This window comes from Ramlibacter tataouinensis (assembly GCF_027941915.1).
GTDB lineage: Bacteria > Pseudomonadota > Gammaproteobacteria > Burkholderiales > Burkholderiaceae_C > Ramlibacter > Ramlibacter tataouinensis_C.
This window is the reverse complement of record NZ_CP116009.1, coordinates 1,571,709-1,590,634: the sequence shown is the minus strand read 5'-3', so window position 1 is coordinate 1,590,634 and position 18,926 is coordinate 1,571,709. Positions and strand designations below refer to the sequence as shown.

Genomic DNA, 18,926 nt, shown 5'->3' with positions numbered 1-18,926 from the left:
TGCCCTCGTCCACGGTTAGGACCGCTTGTCCGAGCCCATGCCGTAATAGACGTAGGCGCTGGGCCGCACGCGCGCCTGCTTCCACTCGGCCAGGGCCTCGCGGTCGATGTGCTTGTCCCACAGCAAGGCGCGGCCGGCGCGCTGCTGGGCCTCGATGTCGGGGCGCTGCTCCTTGAGCCCTTCGATGAACTGGGTGACGTCGGACTGGTAGTCCGGCCGGCGGAAGAAGCGAAGCAACTTGGACATAGACTGTGCGCGGTGAACGCCCGATTTTACCTGCGCGCCTTCATGGGATTCTTCGCTGCCCTGCTCGCCCTGCTCGCCCTGCTGCCGCTGGCCGGTTGCGACCAGCGCCGCATCGAGAAGCTGGAAGAAGGCGTGTCGACCGAGGCCGACGTGCGCGCCCAGTTCGGCGCCCCGGAGAACGTCTGGGACGAGCCGGGTGGTGCCCGTACCCTGGAATACAACCGCAACCCGGCCGGCCACCAGAACTACATGATCACCATCGGCCCGGACGGCCGGATGAGCGCCCTGCGGCAGGTGCTCAACCCGACGACCTTCGCCCGGGTGCAGCCCGGCATGGCCATGGAGCAGGTGCGCCGCCTGCTGGGCAAGCCGGCGAAGAAGACGCCCTATGCGCTCAAGGGCGAGGAAGCCTGGGACTGGCGCTGGATGCAGTCGCCCGGCACCTCGATGGTGTTCACCGTGTGGTTCGACAAGGATTGGCACGTGGTGCGGACCACCACGGAACCCGACCCGGAAGCGCCGGAGAACCGCGGCGGGCCGAGCCGCTAGGCCACGCCCAGTTCCTGCGAGAAGCCCGCCTGCTCGATCAGTTCGCGCGGCTGCTCGTGCAGGTTCTCCAGCCGCAGCGTGCCGCCGCGCTGCACCACCGCCTTGTGCAACTGGCGCAGCGTGTCCAGGCCGGAGGTGTCCAGGTGCACCAGGTGCAAGGCGTCCAGCACCACCTGCGGCTGGTCGGGGCCGTTCTCCACCGCGTCCAGGATCGGATCGATCTTGGCGGTGGCGCCGAAGAACAGCGAGCCGTACAGGCTGTAGCGCAGCTCGCCGGTGCCGTCCCCCGTGCGCTCCACGCTGAACAGCGCACCCATCTTCTGGATGAACAGCAGGCAGGCCGCCAGCAGACCCACCTGCACCGCCACCGTGAGGTCGAACACCACGGTGAGCGCGAAGGTGCCCAGCAACTTGAGCCGGTAGTCGTTGGCGTAGCGGCGCAGGTGGGCGAACTCGCGCCACTCGCCCATGTTCCAGGCCACGAAGAACAGGATGCCGGCCAGCACCGACAGCGGCACCTGCAGCGCCAGCGGCGCCGCCAGCAGCACGATCAGCGCCAGCGTGACGGCGTGCGCGATGCCCGCCACCGGCGTGGTGCCGCCGGCACGGACGTTGGTGACCGTGCGGGCGATGGTGCCGGTGGCCGGCATGCCGCCGAAGAAGGGCACGACGAAGTTGGCCACGCCCTGCGCCATCAGTTCCTGGTTGGGGTCGTGCCGCGGCAGGTTGGACACCTGGTCGGCCACGCGCGCACACAGCAGCGACTCGATCGCGCCCAGCGCGGCGATGGTCAGCATGGGCGAGAACAGCAGCTTGACCGTCTCCCAGCTGAACTCCGGCAACTGGAACGGCGGCAGCCCACCCGGGATGCTGCCGAAGCGGCTGCCGATGGTCTCCACCGGCAGCTGCAGCAGCGAGGCCAGCGCCGTCAGCGTGACCAGCGCCACGACCGGGCCCGGGATGCGCGCGCCGACCTCGCTGGCGCGCTTGAGCCCCGGCAGGTCCAGCGCCCGCTGCATGGGCGAGCGGGCGGACCACAGCCGTGGCCAGATCAGCAACCCGATGAAACAGGCCGTGCCCAGCCCGAAGGCGTAGGGGTTGAAGCTGCCGATGTGCGCGGCGATGGTCCTGAGCTGGGCGAAGAAGTCGGCCGGCATCTTGTCGATGTCCAGCCCCAGCCAGTCCTTGATCTGCGAGGCCGCGATCAGCAGCGCGATGCCGTTGGTGAAGCCGATCACGATGCTGACCGGCACGTAGCGCACCAGCCGCCCCAGGCGCAGCAGGCCCATGGCGAACAGCAGCACGCCGGCGCCGGCGGTGACGATCAGCAGGTTGGCCACGCCGTAGCGCTCGACGATGCCGTAGACGACCACGATGAAGGCCCCGGCCGGGCCGCCGATCTGCACGTTCGAGCCGCCCAGCAGCGAGATCAGCAGGCCGGCGAGGATGGCCGTCCACAGCCCGGCCTCGGGCTTCAGGCCGGAGGCGATGGCGAACGCCATGGCCAGCGGCAGGGCGACGATGCCAACGGTGGCGCCGGCGCCGAGATCGCGCACGAAACGGTCGCGGTCGTAGCCGCGCAGCGCGGCCGCGATGCGCGGCCGGAAAGTGAAGGTGAAGGGCAAGGCAGGCTCCGGAAGTCGAACGAACGGGCGGTTCAGTTCGCTGCCGGAGGGCCGCAGTGGCGCAGCCGGGTGATGAAGCGCCTGCGGCGCGTCAGGGGCAGGAGCGGCGGGAGCGCCATGGCCGCATTCTAGGGGCGGCCCACGGCATTCAACCGGCGAGCTGCCCGCGCACGTAGCCGGCCAGCGTGTGCAGCAGGCGCGTGAGGTCCGCCTGCATCGCCGCGAAGCCGTCGTTGCGCTCGCGCGTGCCCTCGTCCATGTACAGCGGCCGGCGGATCTCGACCTGCAGGCTGTGCCGGTTGTGTTGCGGCTGGCCGATGCGCTCGATCAGCTGCACGCCCTTGTAGGGGTCGTTGCGCGCCACCGAGTAGCCGCAGGCGCGCAACTCGCGCTCGACCAGGTCGACGAACGCCGGCTCGCAGGTGCGGCCGTCGCGGTCGCCCAGCACGAAGTCGGCCAGCGGGCGCGGGCTGTCGATGCGCAGGCGCTGGTAGGCGTCGTTGGGCATCGAGTGCAGGTTCAGGTGCCAGACCGCGCCGAAGTCGCGCCGGGCCTGCTCGATGCAGCCGGCCAGCGCCTGGTGGTAGGGCCGCCAGCAGCGCTCGATGCGCGCCTGCACCTCGGCCACCGTGAGCTTGCGGTCGTAGATCGGCACGCCGGCGCGCACGTTGCGCCAGACCAGGCCGAAGCCGAGGCGGGTCTTCTCGGTGGGCGCCAGCGGAGTGGGCCAGGGCGCGTCCAGCAGCTCGGGGTCGAGGTCGTCCTCGCTGCGGTTGGGGTCGATGTAGGTGCGCGGGAAGTGGGCGTGCAGCAGGGTGCCGCCGACCGCGGGCACCGCCTCCCACAGCGCCTCCACGTGCGTGTCCTCGCCGCCGCGCAGCACGGGCAGCGGCACCGCGGGGCGGTAGTCGTCGGGGTACCAGGTGCCGCTGTGCGGCGAATCGCACACCAGCGGCACCGCCGCGGCCGTGGGCCGCAGCAGCGTGAAAGGGGTCAAGGCAGGCTCAATCGACGCTGATCTTGGCCATCTGTGCCACGCGCTGGTAGCGCTCCAGCGCCTGGCGGATCTGCTGGCCGAACTGCTCGGGCGTGTTCGGGATCAGCGTGGCGCCGGATTCGTCCATCTTGCGGATGAATTCGGGGTTCTTCATGGCCTTGTGGAAGGCCTGGTTCAGCTTGGCCACGACCTCCGGCGGGGTGCCGTCCGGCGCCACCACGCCGAACCAGCCGCCGCCGCCCATCTGCGGGAAGCCCAGCTCGCCGTAAGTGGGCACGTCCGGCAGCGCGGGCGAGCGCTTCTCGGACAGCACGGCCAGCGCGCGCAGCTTGCCACCCTTGATGTGCGGCAGCGCCGAAGGCAGGTTGTCGGTGATCGCGTCGACCTGGCCGCCGAGCGCGTCGTTCATCGCCAGGCCGGCGCCCTTGTACGGCACGTGCAGCAGCTTGATCTGCGCCAGCGCCATGAAGTGCTCGATGTTGGCGTGGCCCAGCGAGCCGGTGCCCGGCGAGGCGAAGCTGAACTTGTTCGGCTCGCCCTTGGCGGCGGCGATGAACTGCTTCATGTCCTGCGCCGGCACCTTCGGGTTGACCGCGAACACGCTGGGCGTGGTGGCCACGTTGGTGATGGGCGCGAAGTCCTTCACCGGGTCGTACTTGAGCTTGCTGCCGTACACCGCCGGGTTGCTGCCGTGGGTGCTGACCGTGGCCATGCCCAGGGTGTAGCCGTCGGCCTTGGCCTTGGCGACGAATTCCATGCCCACCGAGCCGCCGGCGCCGGCCTTGTTCTCCACGATGATGCTCTGGCCCAGTTCGCGGCCGCCGAACTCGGCGATCAGGCGCGCGGCCAGGTCGGTGGAGCCGCCCGGCGCGAAGGGCACGATCAGCTTGATCGTCTGGCTGGGATAGCTGGCCTGGGCGTGCGCGCCACCGGCGGCAACGAGGGCGGCCGCACAGGCCAGGGTCTTGAGGAAGTGGCGAGTCTTCATGGTCGGTTCCGGCTGGGTTGAAGCTGCGCGGCAGGGTAGGCGCGACGGCCCACCGCGGCAAACGACTTTTGCGCCCTCGGTGATGACATGTTGTAATCGCCGCATGACCCTCCGCAGCCCTTCGCTGGTCGAACTGCACGCCTTCGTCGCGGTGGCGCGCAGCGGCAGCTTCCGCAAGGCGGCCGACAGCCTGCACGTCACCCAGGCGGCGGTCAGCCGGGCGGTGCTCCGGTTGGAGGAGCAACTGGGGGTGGACGTGCTCACCCGCTCGGGGGCCGGCGTGCGCCTGACCGACGCCGGCGCCCAGCTGCTGCGGCGGGTGGAGAAGCCGCTGGCTGCGCTGGAGCAGGCTGCGGCCGAACTGCAGCGCCGGCCTGACCGGCTGCGGCTGCGGCTGTCGGTGGTGACCAGCCTGGGCAACCTGTGGCTGCTGCCGCGGCTGGAGGACTTCCGGGCCCGCCATCCCGAGGTGGGGCTGGAGTTCCGCCAGTACCACCACGACGAGGACTTCCAGCGCGAGGACGTGGACCTGTGGATCGCGCTCAAGCCCCGGCGCGGCCGGGCCTGGCCGCGGCAGGTGGCGGCGCAGTACCTGGTCGGACGCGAGATCGTGGCCGTCTGCGCGCCGGCGATCGGCGAGCGCATCCGCTCGGCGGGCGACCTGGTGCGCCAGCCCCTGCTGTACCACTCCAACTACCCCGACAACTGGGCGCTGTGGGCCCAGGCCGTGGGCGTGCAACTGCCGCTCGACTGGCGTGGCACCGGCTTCGACTTGGTGATGAACCTGATCGATGCGGCGCGCGGCGGCATGGGGGTGGCGGTGGTGCAGAAGTGCATGGTGGAAGGAGACCTGGCGGCCGGGCGGCTGGCGATGCCGGTGGCCGGCACCGCGTCGACCGGACGCGGCTATTTCCTGTGCCGGCGCCGCGCGCTGGGCGCGCACCCGGCCGCGGAGCGGTTCTCCGAATGGGTGATGCAGCAGGCCGCGGGCAGCGAGAACTAGTCGCCAGGGCGGTGTCGGACTCGCCATCTCAAGCATCGTTGGCGGCTCTGCGCGTGAATCCGCGCGGGGCCAGTCCAGTGCCACCGCGGAACCGGCTTCGCCGGGCCGCTGGTGGGCCTTGCAGGCCGCAGGGCCGCGAGACGCGGCCCTTCCTCGACCTGTCCACACCGACGCAGGTCGGTGTGGAGCCGCAGGTCTCGGCCCCCTTGAGGGGGAGGCGCCGAAGGCGCTTCGGGGGTGGGTCTATCTCACCCGCATGCCCGGCTGGGCGCCTGCCCAGGGCTCCAGCACGAAGATGCCGGGGTTGGCCTTCTCGTCCGCATGGCTGGCGGCCAGCACCATGCCCTCGCTGACGCCGAACTTCATCTTGCGCGGCGCCAGGTTGGCCACCACCACCGTGAGCTTGCCGGCCAGTTGCTCGGGCTTGTAGGCCGAGGCAATGCCCGAGAACACGTTGCGCAGGCGCCCTTCGCCCGCGTCCAGCGTCAGCTGCAGCAGCTTGGTCGAGCCCGACACCGGCTGGCAGTCGACGATCTTCGCGATGCGCAGGTCCACCCTGGCGAAGTCGTCGATCGTGATTTCGGCGGCGAGTGCCTCGCCGCCCGGTTCAGCCGCTCCGCCCACGGCAGGGGTCTTCGCGGGGTTGGCCTCCTTGGCGGCGGGCTGCGCTGCCGGCGCGGCAGCCTTGGCCTCCTGGGGCAACTCGAACAGCGCATCCACCTGCTTGCCCTCCACCCGCTGCATCAGGTGCTGGTAGGTGCCCACCTTGTGGCCGGCCCCCAGCGGCGTGGCGGCATTCGACCAATCGAGCGGCGCGCACTGCAGGAAGGCTTCGGCCTGCTGCGCCAATGCCGGCAGGATCGGCTTCAGGCACGCGGTCATGACCTTGAACGACTCCAGGCATTCCGAGCACACCAGCGCGGCTTCGTCCGCCTTGCCTTCCTTCACCAGCTTCCACGGGGCCGCCGCGTCGAAGCGCAGGTTCACTTCGTCGGCGAACGCCATGATCTCGCGCACCGCCTTGCCGTACTCGCGCCCCTCGTAGAGGTTGCGCACCTCGTCGACCAGCCGCGTGGCCCGCGTCTCCTCGCCGCCGAAGGAGCCCACCAGCGTGCCGCCGGGCACGAACTTGGCCGCCCGGCTGGCGATGTTGACGTACTTGCCGATCAGGTCGGCGTTGACGCGGGCGATGAAGTCGTCGGGGTTGAAGTCGACGTCCTCGACCTTGCCGTTGAGCTTGGCGGCGATGTAGTAGCGCAGCCACTCCGGGTTCATGCCGATGCCCAGGTAGCGCAGCGGATCGATGCCGGTGCCGCGGCTCTTGCTCATCTTCTCGCCGCTGACGGTGATGAAGCCGTGCACGTTGATCTGGCTGGGCGTCTTGCGGCCGGAGAACTGCAGCATGGCCGGCCAGAACAGGGTGTGGAAGTACACGATGTCCTTGCCGATGAAGTGCACCTGCTCGACCGCCGGGTCGGCCACGTACTGCTCGAAGCTGGCCTCGGTGCGCGACGGCGCATGCCAGTGGTTCTTCGCCTGGCCCTTGTCGAAATGGTTCTTCAGGCTGGCCAGATAGCCGATCGGCGCGTCCAGCCAGACATAGAAGTACTTGCCCGGCGCGTCCGGGATCTCGATGCCGAAGTAGGGCGCGTCGCGGCTGATGTCCCAGTCGGCCAGGCCGGCCTCGAACCACTCGCTGGCCTTCTTCGCCACTTCCGGCTGCAGCTTGCCGTCCTGCGTCCAGGCCTTGAGGAAGTCGACCACCTGCGGGTCGGACAGCCGGAAGAAGTAGTGCTCCGAGCTGCGCAGTTCGGGCCGCACGCCGCTCAAGGTGGAGTAGGGCTCGATCAGGTCGGTGGGCGAATAGACGCTGCTGCAGACCTCGCAGCTGTCGCCGTACTGGTCCTTGGCGTGGCAGGTCGGGCACTCGCCCTTGATGTAGCGATCGGGCAGGAACATGCCCTTGACCGGGTCGTAGAACTGCTCGATGGTGCGCGTGGTCACCATCCCGTTGGCCTTGAGCGCGCGGTAGATGCCCTGGGCCAGCTCGGTGTTCTCCGGGCTGTCGGTGGAGTGCCAGTTGTCGAAGCGGACGTGGAACCCGTCCAGGTATTCCTGGCGGCCGGCGGCGATGCCGGCGACGAATTGCTGCGGCGTCTGGCCGGCCTTCTCGGCCGCGATCATGATCGGCGCGCCGTGCGCATCGTCGGCACCCACGAACTGCACCATGTGGCCGCCCATGCGCTGGTGGCGCACCCAGATGTCGGCCTGGATGTACTCCATGATGTGGCCGATGTGGAACTTGCCGTTGGCGTAGGGCAGGGCGGTGGTGACGAAAAGCTTGCGCTGGCGCATGGGGAAGTCGAACAGGGGGAACCGGGCATTCTAGGCGGCGCACCCCGCGCGGGCTTGGGGGAGACCGGCGTCTGCTGCCTAGTCCCCTCGCCCCAAAGGGCTGCCGGGCGGATGTTTTCGCGGCCTGTAACAATGCGGCCATGGCGACACCCGATCAAGTGCTGGCCGCGCTCGCGGCCGTGAAGGACCCGAACACGGGCTCCGATTTCGTCTCGACCAAGGCGGTGAAGAACCTGCAGGTCGAAGGCGGCGACGTGGCTTTCGATGTCGAGCTCGGTTACCCGGCCAAGAGCCAGGTGCCGGCGCTGCGGCAGGCCCTGGTCGCGGCGGCGCGGGCGGTGCCCGGGGTGTCGAACGTGTCGGTCAACATCGCCACCAAGGTCGTGGCGCATGCGGTGCAGCGCGGCGTTCAGTTGCTGCCGGGCGTGAAGAACATCGTGGCGGTGGCGTCCGGCAAGGGCGGTGTCGGCAAGAGCACCACGGCAGTCAATCTGGCGCTGGCGCTGGCCGCCGAGGGCGCCGCGGTCGGCCTGCTGGACGCCGACATCTACGGCCCCAGCCAGCCCATGATGATGGGCATCGAGGGGCGCCCGTCCAGCGAGGACGGCAAGACCATGGAGCCGCTGGAGAACTACGGCGTGCAGGTCATGTCGATCGGCTTCCTGGTCAACCCCGACGAGGCCATGATCTGGCGCGGCCCGATGGCCACCCAGGCGCTGGAGCAGCTGCTGCGCCAGACCAACTGGCGCGAACTCGACTACCTGGTGGTGGACCTGCCGCCCGGCACCGGCGACATCCAGCTCACGCTGTCGCAGCGGGTGCCCATGACCGGCGCCGTGATCGTCACCACCCCGCAGGACATCGCGCTGCTCGACGCCAAGAAGGCCGTGACCATGTTCGAGAAGGTGGGCGTGCCCATCCTGGGTCTGGTGGAAAACATGGCGATGCACGTGTGCAGCAACTGCGGCCACGTCGAGCACATCTTCGGCGAGGGCGGCGGCCAGCGCTACGCGGCCGAGCGCGGCATCGACTTCCTGGGCGCGCTGCCGCTGGACATCGGCATCCGCCAGCAGGCCGACGGCGGCCGCCCCACGGTGGTGTCGGATCCCGATGGCCAACTGGCCGGCATCTACAAGGACGTGGCACGCCGGGCGGCGGTGAAGATCGCGGCCCGCAGCAAGGACTTCTCGGCCAAGTTCCCGACCATCACGGTGTCCAAGAGCACCTGAGAAGCGGCGCGCGGCCCGCGGGGCTAAGATGGCCCGGACCTCCCCCGAGGTGACGGAACCATCATGAGCAGCAGGCCTTACATCGACGTCGCCGTCGTCATGCGGCGCGACCGGCTCGACAACCGCTGGCAGCCCTGGCGTTGGGTGCTGGACGAGGTGGTGCCACAGCAGGTTGCGTTCGGCAGCGAGGCTCGACGCATTCATGCGGACGAGCGCAGCGAGTACTGGCTGCACCCCGGCTTCACCGTCGAGTTGTTCCGCGACGACGCCGAAGGCTATTACCTGAATGCGACCACCGAGGCGCCGGGCTGGTTCGTGATGTGGCGCATGGAAGAGACACCCAGCGTCGCCGAGGAGCCGATTGCCCGGCCGGTGGTCGTGAGCCTGAGCTACCACGATGCGGGCCGTTGGCTGGACGCGCAGGAAACGGTGGAACAGGTGCCGGCACCGGCCGAAGTGGTCGAGTGGATGCGCGCGTTTGCCGATGCCCACTACGTGCCCGAGCCGCGCCGCCGCAAGCGGCCCGAGAGCTTCCGACCGCTGCAGGACCGCTTTGGCAACCCGGCTTCGGTCACCACGGTCAAGAAGTTCGGCGGAGGTGAAGGTGGCTGAGGGATTCCTGGGCCGCTGGTCGCGGCGGAAGCTGGATGTCAAGGAGGGGCGGGCTCCCGAGGCAGAGCCTGCGATCGAGGACCTGCCGCCGTTCCGGCCCGTATCGAACGCTGAGTCTTTTCCTTCCCTTCCGGAAGAAGGCCAGCGTGAGGGCGCTCCGGTGGCTGCCAGCGGGCCGGAGGCACAAATGCATCAAGAGCACGAAGCCCCTCCAACCCTGGAGGACACTCATGCCCTCACTCCGCAATCCGACTTCACCCGCTTCGTGCGCAGGGACGTGTCCGCCGAAGTGAAGAACGCGGCGCTGAAGAAGCTCTTCGCCGATCCCCATTTCAATGTGATGGACGGGCTGGACGTCTACATCGACGACTACGGCAAGCCCGACCCGCTGCCCGAATCGGCCATCCGCCAGCTGGCCAGCGCGCAGTTCCTCGGCCTTTTCCGCGAGGAGGAGGCGGAGGAGAAGAAAAAGCGCGAGGACGAGTTGCGCGCCGAAGCAAGGGATGTTGCGGAGGACCCGCCGGCAGCATCCGTGGCACAGTGCGCCGATGGCGAGGCGGCCGAGGAGTCCCGGGAGCCGCCGCCGCCAGCAGGACCCGACCATGGCCACGCTGATCTGCGATTGCAACCGGACGATGCCCCTGGATCCCCAGGCCCTCGGCCGGACCCTGGATGAGAAACTGACGCTTCATTCCACCCTGTGCCGGCGCGAGGCTGCTGCCTTCCAGCAGGCCATCCGCGGCGGCGAGGAAGTGGTGGTCGCCTGTACGCAGGAAAAGCGTCTGTTCGGCGAGATCGGCCGCCAGACCGAGGGGGCTGTTTCGCCGGTCCGCTTCGTCAACATCCGCGAGACCGGCGGCTGGAGCCGCGATGCCAAGGCCGCAGGTCCCAAGATCGCCGCCCTGCTGGCCGTCGCGCGGCTGCCGGAGCCCGAACCGGTGCCCACGGTCGGTTACGACAGCAGTGCCGCGCGGCTGCTGGTGATCGGTCCGCTGGATGAGGCCGAGCGCTTCGCCGCCCTGGCCGGCGAGGGCTTCCAGGCGACCCTCCTGTCCACCGGCGGCAGCAGTTCGCAGGAGCGCCGCTGGCCGGTGCTGGCCGGCCGTGTCGACAGCCTGCGCGGCTGGCTCGGCGCCTTCGAGCTGGCGTGGACCCAGGACAACCCGATCGACCTGGACCTGTGCACGCGCTGCAATGCCTGCATCGCGGCCTGCCCGGAAAGCGCGATCGGGCTGGACTACCAGATCGACCTGCAGGCCTGCAAGAGCCATCGCGCCTGCGTGAAGGTGTGCGAGGCCGCCGGTGCGATCGACTTCGGGCGCGAGCCGGTGGCGCATACCGACCGCTTCGACCTGGTGCTGGACCTGCGCGAGCCGCCCGGCTTCCTGCAGCACGCGCTTCCCCAGGGTTATTTCCATCTCCCGCCGGCGAAGGCCCAGGGCGCTGCCGCCCTGGAGACCGTGCTGCGCTTGCGCGAGCTGGTGGGCGAGTTCGACAAGCCGCGGTTCGTCGCCTACAAGCAGAAGCTCTGCGCCCACAGCCGCAACGGCAGGCTCGGCTGCAACGCCTGCGTGGACGTCTGTTCGGCCGAGGCGATCACGGGCGACAAGGCGCGCCAGCAGGTCAAGGTCAATTTCCACCTGTGCGTGGGTTGCGGCGCCTGCACCACGGTGTGCCCGACCGGGGCGCTCACATATGCCTACCCGAAGCCCGGCGACCAGGGAGCCAGGATCCGCACGCTGCTGTCCGCCTACGAGAAGGCGGGCGGGCGTGCCCCCATCCTGCTGTTGCACTCGCAGGAGCGAGGCCGCACGCTGGTGGAGGAACTCGGGCGTGCCGCGCGCGTCGGCGCTGCCGAAGGCGTCCCGGCCCGCGTGATTCCGCTTGCGCTGTGGCATGCCGCCAGCACCGGTATCGAACTGTGGCTGGCGGCGGTCGCGCAAGGCGCGACGCACGTCGCGGTGCTGGCCGCCGGCGAGGAAGCGCCGCAGTACCTCGAGGCACTGCAATTGCAGATGCAGGTGGCGCAAACGGTCCTGGAAGGCCTGGGCTATGCCGGCAGCCACTTCAGCCTGCTGCAAAGCCGCGGTCCGACCGACCTGGACCAGGACCTGCAGCTGCTCACCCGGCGGGGCGGGGCGGTACCGCAGGAGCGGGCGCGGTTTGCCGCAGCCGCCGACAAGCGCGTGACGCTGGATCTCGCGCTCGACCACCTGATCGAGCAGTCGCCGGCGCGGCCGGACAGCATCGTCCTGCCGCCCGGTTCGCCCCTCGGCGCGGTGTCCGTCGACGCCGACAAGTGCACGCTGTGCATGAGCTGCGTGGGCGCCTGTCCGGCGGGCGCGCTGCTGGACAACCCGCAGCAGCCGCAGCTGAGCTTCATCGAGAAGAACTGCGTGCAGTGCGGGCTGTGCGAAGGCACCTGCCCCGAGCAGGCCATCAGCCTGCAGCCAAGGCTGTTGCCCATGCCCGAACGCAAGCACCCGCGCGTGCTGAATGAAGCGCAGCCCTATGCCTGCGTGCGTTGCGGCAAGCCGTTCGGCACCGGCAAGGCGATCGAATCGATGCTGGCCAGGCTGGCGGGGCATTCGATGTTCCAGGGTGCAGCACTGGAGCGCCTGAAGATGTGCGCCGACTGCCGTGTGGTTGACCTGTACTCCGCCAGCGACGAGTTGAAGATCACCGATGTCTGATGCCATTCCCGTGTCCTCGGCCCTGGACGAGGAGACCGCACGTGCCGAGGTCTACGGCCTGCTTGCGCAACTCTGGTACGCCCCCCCGGGTGACGAACTGCTGGGGCGCCTGCAGGTCGCCGTGACGGAAGCACCCGCTGCCGGCGCTTTCCTGGAGGAGCCCTGGCGCGGTTTCGTGGGCGTGGCGCGCGACATCACAACCGACCAGGCGCACGCGGAATACGACGCGCTGTTCGGCGGGGTGGGCAAGCCCGAGGTGTACCTGTTCGGCTCGCATTACCTGGCCGGCTTCCTCAACGAGCGTCCCCTGGCCCGCCTGCGCGACGACCTGCGGGCACTGGGGCTCACGCGCGACGACACCATGCCCGAGACCGAGGACCACGTCGCCTACCTGTGCGAGGTCATGCGCTATCTGATCGCTGGCGAGGACGTGGAGGTCGCCAACCTCACGCGCCAGCGCGAGTTCTTCGCCGCCCACCTGCAGCCCTGGGTCGGCGAGATGTGCAATGCGGTGGCAACCCATCCGTCAGCGAGGCTCTATGCCGCGCTGGCCGGCTTCTCCCAGGCTTTCTTCCAGGTGGAACAGCAAGGCTTCGACCTGCTCGCCTGAAGTCGGGGTTTACCCGAGCTCAAGCCTGCAAGACGGGAAGGCGTCACTCTTCGCGCGAACGCCGCACGGAGGGCGGCAAGGCTCTGGTATCAGGCATTACCCTGTGTCAAAGCCAGCGTAAAGGGCTATGCTGCCAACTGCATAGGCCTGCTTCGCTGGCCGCCGCGGTGCAAAGGAGAAAGCATGAGCAAGACCTCGAGCAAGCTCTCCCGGAGAACGCTTTTCGCAGGTGCCGCCACCACTGGTGCGCTGGCAGTGGCAGGCAGCCTGTTGCCCGGGGCCCGCCGGGAGTTGGAAGCGACGGCCGCCCAGCCGAAGGCGCCCGAGCGGGGCGGCGGCTACCAGCTCACCGAGCACGTCAAGCGCTATTACGAGACCACCCGTCTCTAACCCTTCATCCAGGGGACTTCCCATGTTGCTGACCAAGAGAACGGGCGCCGGCCATGCGGCTGCGCGCTCCGATGAGCGCTCGCCTTTCGTCCACAGCCTGCAGCGCGGCCTGTCGCATGCCCTGCCCACCATGGACCGGCGAGCCTTCCTGCGGCGATCGGGCCTGGGCGTGGGCGTCGGCGTTGCCGCCGGCAGCCTGGCGCTGGTGAAGAAGGCGCGCGCAGCCGAAGGCGGGCGTGAGACCGCCGTGGGCAACGGCCGCATCGAGGTCAAGCGCACCGTGTGCACCCACTGCTCGGTGGGCTGCGCCATCGATGCGGTGGTCGAGAACGGCGTGTGGGTCCGGCAGGAGCCAGTGTTCGATTCGCCGATCAACCTGGGCGCACACTGCGCCAAGGGCGCGGCCATCCGCGAGCACGGCCACGGCGAGTTCCGCCTGCGCTACCCGATGAAACTGGTGGACGGCAAGTACCAGCGCATCTCCTGGGACCAGGCGCTCAACGAGGTCAGCGCGAAGATCCTGGAGCTGCGCAAGGCCAGCGGCCCCGATTCGGTGTACTGGATCGGATCGTCCAAGCACAGCAACGAGCAGTCCTACCTGCTGCGCAAGTTCGTCAGCCTGTTCGGCAGCAACAACTGCGACCACCAGGCCCGCATCTGCCACTCCACCACGGTGTCCGGCGTTGCCAACACCTGGGGCTATGGGGCGATGACGAACTCGTACAACGACATGCAGAACAGCAAGTGCGCGTTCTACATCGGCTCCAACGCCGCCGAGGCGCACCCCGTCTCCATGCTGCACATGCTGCATGCCAAGGAGAACGGCTGCAAGATGATCGTGGCCGACCCGCGCTTCACGCGCACTGCGGCCAAGGCGGACCAATACATCCGCTTTCGCTCGGGCACCGACATCCCGGTGCTGTTCGGCCTGCTGTACCACATCTTCAAGAACGGCTGGGAAGACAAGAAGTACATCAACGACCGTGTCTACGGCATGGACAAGGTGCGCGAGGACGTGCTGGCCAAGTGGACGCCCGACAAGGTGTTCGAGGCCTCCGGCGTGCCCGAAGCCGACCTCTACAAGGCCGCCGAGATGATGGCCAAGAACCGCCCCTCGACGCTGGTGTGGTGCATGGGCCAGACCCAGCACTCGATCGGCAATGCGATGGTGCGCGCTTCCTGCCTCGTGCAACTTGCGCTCGGCAACGTGGGCGTGTCCGGCGGCGGCGCGAACATCTTCCGCGGCCACGACAACGTGCAGGGTGCCACCGACATCGGCCCCAACCCGGATTCGCTGCCCGGCTACTACGGCATCGCGGAAGGCTCCTGGCGGCACTTCGCCAAGGTCTGGGGTGTCGACTACGAGTGGATCAAGGGCCGCTTCGCCGATCCGTCCATGATGACCAAGCCGGGCATCACGGTGTCGCGCTGGATCGACGGCGTGCTCGAGAAGAACGAGCTGATCGACCAGGGGCCCAACCTGCGCGGTGTCATCTACTGGGGCCACGCCCCCAACTCGCAGACGCGGGGCGCCGAGATGAAGCGGGCCATGGACAAGCTGGACCTGCTGGTGGTAATCGACCCGTATCCGTCCGCCACGGCCGCCATGGCCGCCATGCCGGGGCGCCCGGAGGACCTGAACCCCAATCGCGCGGTGTACCTGCTGCCGGCTGCCACGCAACTGGAGACCAGCGGCTCGGCGACGGCCTCCAACCGCACGCTGCAGTGGCGCGAGAAGGTGATCGACCCGATCTGGGAGAGCCGCAGCGACCACATGATCATGTACCAGCTGGCCGAGAAGCTCGGCTTCGGCAAGGAGCTGGTCAAGAACATGAAGATGCAGAAGGTCAAGGGCATGGACGAACCCATGCCGGAGGAGATCCTGCGCGAGGTCAACAAGTCGGTCTGGACCATCGGCTACACCGGCCAGAGCCCCGAGCGGCTGAAGGCGCACATGCGGCTGATGGCGCACTTCGACGTCAAGACGCTCAAGGCCAAGGGCAGCGTCAAGGATCCCGAGACCGGTTACGACATCGAGGGCGACTACTTCGGACTGCCCTGGCCCTGCTTCGGAAATCCGGAGCTCAAGCACCCGGGATCGTCGAACCTGTACGACACCAGCAAGCACGTGATGGACGGCGGCGGCTGCTTCCGCGCCAACTTCGGCGTCGAGCGCGACGGCGTCAACCTGCTGGCCGAGGACGGCTCCTTCCCCAAGGGCTGCGAGATCACCACCGGCTATCCGGAGGTCGACCACGTCTTCATGAAGAAGCTGGGCTGGTGGAACGAGCTCACCCCGGCCGAGCAGTCGGCGGCCGAAGGCAAGAACTGGAAGACCGACCCGTCCGGCGGGCTGATCCGGGTGGCGATGAAGAACCACGGGGTGCACCCGTTCGGCAACGCCAAGGCGCGCGCCGTCGTCTGGAACTTCCCCGATCCGATCCCGCAGCATCGCGAGCCGATCTACAGCCCGCGGCCGGACCTGGTGGCCAAGTACCCGACGCACGACGACAAGAAGGCGTTCTGGCGGCTGCCCACGCTGTACAAGACGCTGCAGCAGAAGAACCTGGCCGACAAGGTGCACGAGAAGTACCCGCTGATCCTCAGCTCCGGCCGGCTGACCGAGTACGAAGGCGGCGGCGACGAGACCCGCTCCAACCCCTGGCTGGCGGAGCTGCAGCAGGAGGCCTTCGTCGAGATCAACCCGAAGGCGGCGGCGTCGCGGAACATCCGCAACGGCGACCGGGTCTGGCTCAAGACGCCGACCGGCGCCCAGCTCAACGTGCAGGCGCTGGTGACCGAGCGCGTCGGCCCCGACACCTGCTGGATGCCGTTCCACTTCGCCGGGCGCTGGATGGGGGCGGACCTGCTGGCGTACTACCCCAAGGGCGCGGCCCCGGTGGTGCGCGGCGAGGCGGTCAACACCGCCACCACCTACGGCTACGACAGCGTGACCATGATGCAGGAAAGCAAGACGACGCTGTGCAACGTGGAGAAGGCCTGAGGCAGGCGCTGACTGGAGGCAGACATGGCTCGAATGAAATTCATCTGCGACTCGGAGCGTTGCATCGAATGCAACAGCTGCGTGACCGCCTGCAAGAACGAGCACGAGATTCCCTGGGGCGTCAACCGCCGCCGGGTGGTCACGCTCAACGACGGCGTGCCGGGCGAGCGCTCGATCTCGGTGGCCTGCATGCACTGCTCCGACGCGCCCTGCATGGCGGTGTGCCCGGTCAACTGCTTCTACCGCACCGAGGAAGGCGTGGTCCTGCACGACAAGGACACCTGCATCGGCTGCGGCTACTGCAGCTATGCCTGCCCGTTCGGCGCGCCGCAGTTCCCGGCCTCGGGCAGCTTCGGCGTGCGCGGCAAGATGGACAAGTGCACCTTCTGCGCCGGCGGCCCTGAAGAGCATGGCTCGCAGGCCGAGTTCGAGAAGTACGGGCGCAACCGGCTGGCCGAAGGCAAGCTGCCGGCCTGCGCCGAGATGTGCTCCACCAAGGCCCTGCTGGGCGGCGACGGCGACGTGGTCGCCGACATCTTCCGCAACCGGGTGGTCAAGCGCGGCAAGGGTGCCGAAGTCTGGGGCTGGGGCACGGCCTACGGTTCGCGCCAGGCCGGCCAGCCGGGAGGGCAGAAGTCATGATGGTCCGTACCCTGATCCTCGCGGCGGCCGCGTTCGGCCTGGCCGCCTGCGGCGAGAAACCGCAGACCGCCAGCGGCAGCAAGCGGGACGCCGCGCTGTTCCAGGGCACCGGCAAGCCGTTCGTCGCCCCGGGCTGGAAGCCCGGCGACCAGGCCAGCTGGGAGCAGCAACTGAAGACGCGCACCCAGCGCGGGCAGAACGACTATGCCAAGGTCAACTGATCGCCTGGCCGGCTGGCTGCTGGCCCTGGGCTTCGCGCTTGCCGTGCCGGCCTGGGCGCAGGCGCCGGCCCAGCAGGGGCAGGGCGCAGCAGCCACCCAGCCGGCACCGGCGCGGCCCATGGACGACGCCGTGCCCGGCACCGGCGGCATCCAGGGCCAGAACATCTTCGACGTCAAGCCCGAGGTCAAGCGCGATGCCTCGAGCGACGACGGCTACATGCAGCAGAACAATGCGCAGCGCAATGCCGTGCAGCCGGGCAACAACTCGCCGATGTGGCGCGGCGTCAAGGACGGGGTTGCGGGCTACAGCAGCCTGCCGCGGCACGAGGCGCCCGAGGCCGGCGTGCTGATCCAGGCACAGGTGAAGTACCCCGGCTCGCTCTACACCACGGCCGGCGAGGCGTGGCGGCAGGTGCGCAACAACTGGCTGGTCCCCTACGGCGGCGCGCTGCTGCTGATCTCGGTGGCGGCGCTGGCGATCTACTGGTTCACGATGGGGCAGATGGGGCACAGCCCGGCGGTGGGCGGCGGCGGCCGGCGCATCGAGCGCTTCACGCCCTTCGAGCGCGCGGCGCACTGGGCCAATGCCATCGCCTTCGTGCTGCTGGCGGTGTCGGGCATCGTGATGGCGTTCGGACGGGAATTCCTGCTGCCGCTGATCGGCCAGACGCTATTCGGCGGACTGACCTACGTGCTCAAGAACGTTCACAACTTCGCCGGCCCGCTGTTTGCCGTCTCGCTGGTGGTGATCATCATCACCTTCATCCGGGACGAGTTCCCCCAGCGCGGCGACCTGCGCTGGCTGGCCCGCGCCGGCGGCGCCTTCAGCAGGAAGGGCGAGGAGCCACCCTCGCACCGCTTCAATGCCGGCGAAAAGGTGCTGTTCTGGATCGCGGTGCTGCTGCTGGGCCTGATCGCGGTCGGCTCCGGCCTGGTGCTGGATCACCTGATCCCCGGCATCGACTACGTGCGCGGCACCATGCAGCAGGCGCACATGATCCATGCCACCGCCACCATCCTGATGATGTGCATGATGTTGCTGCACATCTACCTGGGCACCATCGGCATGCGCGGCGCGTACGACGCCATGCGCCACGGCTGGGTCGACGAGGCCTGGGCCAGGGAGCACCACGCGTACTGGCACGATGCCATCCAGGAAGGCCGCATCCCGGCCGTTCGCAGTGAGCCCGAAGGCGGCGCTGCGGCCCAACCGCCCGAGCAGGTCCGCACCGTCTAAGGGGCATCGATGAAGCTGCACCACACCCTTGCACTGCTGTTGCCGGTCGTCGCGACCGTATCGCTGGCCAAGCTGCCGCCGCCCGACCAGGCGGCCCAGGCCAAGGCCGCCGAGGCCAAGGCCAAGGCGGCCTGGCAGGCCAAGGTCGACGCCTGGCAGTTGTGCAAAGTACAGGACCGGGTCGCGGCCAAGTTCGGCGGCAAGTCCGGCGGTGCGGTCAAGCCGGTGGCGACAGCGGCTGCGCAGGCCCCAGCCCCGGCCGCCGCCGCGTCCGGCACCCCGGTCGCCTCGGTGCCGCCGCAGCCGTGCGCGGACCCGGGACCCTTCGCCTATACCCCGGCGGAGCAGAAGCCGCTGGAGGCCTCCGGTGCGCATTCCCCGCCCGGCACCGCCTCCAGCCCGCCCAGCGGGCGGCCGGAGGCAGCCCAAATGGCGCCGGCCAAGCCCCAGGCGGCACCGGCCCAGAAGCCCTGAAGCCGGTCGGCGCCTGGCCCGCACAACAGCCAGCGCGGGCACCAACACCGG

Annotated in this window: 18 protein-coding genes; 13 read left to right on the top strand and 5 right to left on the bottom strand. The window is 69.1% G+C overall.

Features of this window, described 5'->3' with window-relative positions; all coding sequences use genetic code 11:
• Positions 1–15: 15 nt before the first annotated feature.
• The gene (locus PE066_RS07500; protein WP_271235930.1) at positions 16–246 is read right to left on the bottom strand and encodes a DUF3460 family protein; all 231 of its coding nucleotides are present in this window, start codon (positions 244–246) and stop codon (positions 16–18) included.
• Positions 247–288: 42 nt separating this feature from the next.
• On the opposite strand from PE066_RS07500, the gene bamE reads away from it, so the two are divergent.
• Complete coding sequence (bamE, locus tag PE066_RS07495) at positions 289–795, top strand: outer membrane protein assembly factor BamE domain-containing protein (RefSeq protein WP_271236525.1); 507 nt, start codon at positions 289–291, stop codon at positions 793–795.
• On the opposite strand, the gene PE066_RS07490 is transcribed toward bamE, so the two are convergent.
• The 3 genes from PE066_RS07490 to PE066_RS07480 form a co-directional block, all read right to left on the bottom strand.
• A complete protein-coding gene (locus tag PE066_RS07490; protein WP_271235929.1) occupies positions 792–2,420 on the bottom strand; it encodes a SulP family inorganic anion transporter in 1,629 nt (542 codons plus the stop codon). The two genes, bamE and PE066_RS07490, sit on opposite strands and share 4 nt — an antisense overlap.
• A 148-nt stretch (positions 2,421–2,568) precedes the next feature.
• Positions 2,569–3,417 (bottom strand): N-formylglutamate amidohydrolase, encoded by an 849-nt coding sequence (locus PE066_RS07485; protein WP_271235928.1) that lies wholly within the window; start codon positions 3,415–3,417, stop codon positions 2,569–2,571.
• 7 nt (positions 3,418–3,424) lie between these two features.
• Complete coding sequence (locus tag PE066_RS07480; RefSeq protein ID WP_271235927.1) at positions 3,425–4,405, bottom strand: tripartite tricarboxylate transporter substrate binding protein BugE; 981 nt, start codon at positions 4,403–4,405, stop codon at positions 3,425–3,427.
• 103 nt (positions 4,406–4,508) lie between these two features.
• On the opposite strand from PE066_RS07480, the gene PE066_RS07475 reads away from it, so the two are divergent.
• Positions 4,509–5,408, top strand: coding sequence for a LysR substrate-binding domain-containing protein (locus PE066_RS07475; RefSeq protein WP_271235926.1), 900 nt, complete (start codon positions 4,509–4,511; stop codon positions 5,406–5,408).
• Positions 5,409–5,651: 243 nt separating this feature from the next.
• Here the strand turns inward: PE066_RS07475 and metG are convergent, their stop codons facing one another.
• Complete coding sequence (metG, locus tag PE066_RS07470; RefSeq protein ID WP_271235925.1) at positions 5,652–7,763, bottom strand: methionine--tRNA ligase; 2,112 nt, start codon at positions 7,761–7,763, stop codon at positions 5,652–5,654.
• Between the two features lie 140 nt (positions 7,764–7,903).
• Between metG and apbC the strand changes: the two genes are divergently transcribed.
• From apbC to PE066_RS07415, 11 genes are all read left to right on the top strand, one after another.
• Positions 7,904–8,992 carry an iron-sulfur cluster carrier protein ApbC gene (apbC, locus tag PE066_RS07465; RefSeq protein WP_271235924.1) on the top strand — a complete coding sequence of 363 codons (1,089 nt, stop codon included), beginning with the start codon at positions 7,904–7,906 and terminating at the stop codon, positions 8,990–8,992.
• A 63-nt stretch (positions 8,993–9,055) separates the two neighbouring features.
• Positions 9,056–9,604, top strand: a complete 549-nt coding sequence (locus PE066_RS07460; RefSeq protein WP_271235923.1) for a DUF3305 domain-containing protein — start codon at positions 9,056–9,058, stop codon at positions 9,602–9,604.
• Positions 9,591–10,280 carry a DUF3306 domain-containing protein gene (locus PE066_RS07455; RefSeq protein ID WP_336298452.1) on the top strand — a complete coding sequence of 230 codons (690 nt, stop codon included), beginning with the start codon at positions 9,591–9,593 and terminating at the stop codon, positions 10,278–10,280. Before PE066_RS07460 ends, PE066_RS07455 begins: the two co-directional genes overlap by 14 nt.
• On the top strand, positions 10,207–12,297 hold the full coding sequence (locus PE066_RS07450) for a 4Fe-4S binding protein (RefSeq protein WP_271235922.1): 2,091 nt from the start codon (positions 10,207–10,209) through the stop codon (positions 12,295–12,297). Before PE066_RS07455 ends, PE066_RS07450 begins: the two co-directional genes overlap by 74 nt.
• Positions 12,290–12,907: a TorD/DmsD family molecular chaperone gene (locus tag PE066_RS07445; protein WP_271235921.1), complete on the top strand. Its 618-nt coding sequence runs from the start codon at positions 12,290–12,292 to the stop codon at positions 12,905–12,907. The genes PE066_RS07450 and PE066_RS07445 overlap by 8 nt, the downstream gene beginning before the upstream one ends.
• Positions 12,908–13,090: 183 nt before the next feature.
• A complete protein-coding gene (locus PE066_RS07440) occupies positions 13,091–13,297 on the top strand; it encodes a formate dehydrogenase (RefSeq protein ID WP_271235920.1) in 207 nt (68 codons plus the stop codon).
• A 22-nt stretch (positions 13,298–13,319) separates the two neighbouring features.
• Positions 13,320–16,301, top strand: a complete 2,982-nt coding sequence (locus PE066_RS07435) for a formate dehydrogenase subunit alpha (protein ID WP_271235919.1) — start codon at positions 13,320–13,322, stop codon at positions 16,299–16,301.
• A 24-nt stretch (positions 16,302–16,325) separates the two neighbouring features.
• On the top strand, positions 16,326–16,943 hold the full coding sequence (gene fdh3B, locus PE066_RS07430; RefSeq protein WP_271235918.1) for a formate dehydrogenase FDH3 subunit beta: 618 nt from the start codon (positions 16,326–16,328) through the stop codon (positions 16,941–16,943).
• On the top strand, positions 16,940–17,164 hold the full coding sequence (locus tag PE066_RS07425; protein WP_271235917.1) for a hypothetical protein: 225 nt from the start codon (positions 16,940–16,942) through the stop codon (positions 17,162–17,164). The genes fdh3B and PE066_RS07425 overlap by 4 nt, the downstream gene beginning before the upstream one ends.
• Positions 17,148–18,401, top strand: a complete 1,254-nt coding sequence (locus PE066_RS07420; protein ID WP_271235916.1) for a formate dehydrogenase subunit gamma — start codon at positions 17,148–17,150, stop codon at positions 18,399–18,401. The genes PE066_RS07425 and PE066_RS07420 overlap by 17 nt, the downstream gene beginning before the upstream one ends.
• 9 nt (positions 18,402–18,410) lie before the next feature.
• Positions 18,411–18,875 carry a hypothetical protein gene (locus PE066_RS07415; RefSeq protein WP_271235915.1) on the top strand — a complete coding sequence of 155 codons (465 nt, stop codon included), beginning with the start codon at positions 18,411–18,413 and terminating at the stop codon, positions 18,873–18,875.
• Positions 18,876–18,926 lie beyond the last annotated feature (51 nt).

Coding starts and splice junctions, on each gene's coding strand:
- PE066_RS07500 (WP_271235930.1), bottom strand. CDS start 246: ATGTCCAAGTTGCTTCGCTTCTTCCGCCGGCCGGACTACCAGTCCGAC.
- bamE (WP_271236525.1), top strand. CDS start 289: ATGGGATTCTTCGCTGCCCTGCTCGCCCTGCTCGCCCTGCTGCCGCTG.
- PE066_RS07480 (WP_271235927.1), bottom strand. CDS start 4,405: ATGAAGACTCGCCACTTCCTCAAGACCCTGGCCTGTGCGGCCGCCCTC.
- PE066_RS07475 (WP_271235926.1), top strand. CDS start 4,509: ATGACCCTCCGCAGCCCTTCGCTGGTCGAACTGCACGCCTTCGTCGCG.
- metG (WP_271235925.1), bottom strand. CDS start 7,763: ATGCGCCAGCGCAAGCTTTTCGTCACCACCGCCCTGCCCTACGCCAAC.
- apbC (WP_271235924.1), top strand. CDS start 7,904: ATGGCGACACCCGATCAAGTGCTGGCCGCGCTCGCGGCCGTGAAGGAC.
- PE066_RS07460 (WP_271235923.1), top strand. CDS start 9,056: ATGAGCAGCAGGCCTTACATCGACGTCGCCGTCGTCATGCGGCGCGAC.
- PE066_RS07450 (WP_271235922.1), top strand. CDS start 10,207: ATGGCCACGCTGATCTGCGATTGCAACCGGACGATGCCCCTGGATCCC.
- PE066_RS07445 (WP_271235921.1), top strand. CDS start 12,290: ATGTCTGATGCCATTCCCGTGTCCTCGGCCCTGGACGAGGAGACCGCA.
- PE066_RS07440 (WP_271235920.1), top strand. CDS start 13,091: ATGAGCAAGACCTCGAGCAAGCTCTCCCGGAGAACGCTTTTCGCAGGT.
- PE066_RS07435 (WP_271235919.1), top strand. CDS start 13,320: ATGTTGCTGACCAAGAGAACGGGCGCCGGCCATGCGGCTGCGCGCTCC.
- fdh3B (WP_271235918.1), top strand. CDS start 16,326: ATGGCTCGAATGAAATTCATCTGCGACTCGGAGCGTTGCATCGAATGC.
- PE066_RS07425 (WP_271235917.1), top strand. CDS start 16,940: ATGATGGTCCGTACCCTGATCCTCGCGGCGGCCGCGTTCGGCCTGGCC.
- PE066_RS07420 (WP_271235916.1), top strand. CDS start 17,148: ATGCCAAGGTCAACTGATCGCCTGGCCGGCTGGCTGCTGGCCCTGGGC.
- PE066_RS07415 (WP_271235915.1), top strand. CDS start 18,411: ATGAAGCTGCACCACACCCTTGCACTGCTGTTGCCGGTCGTCGCGACC.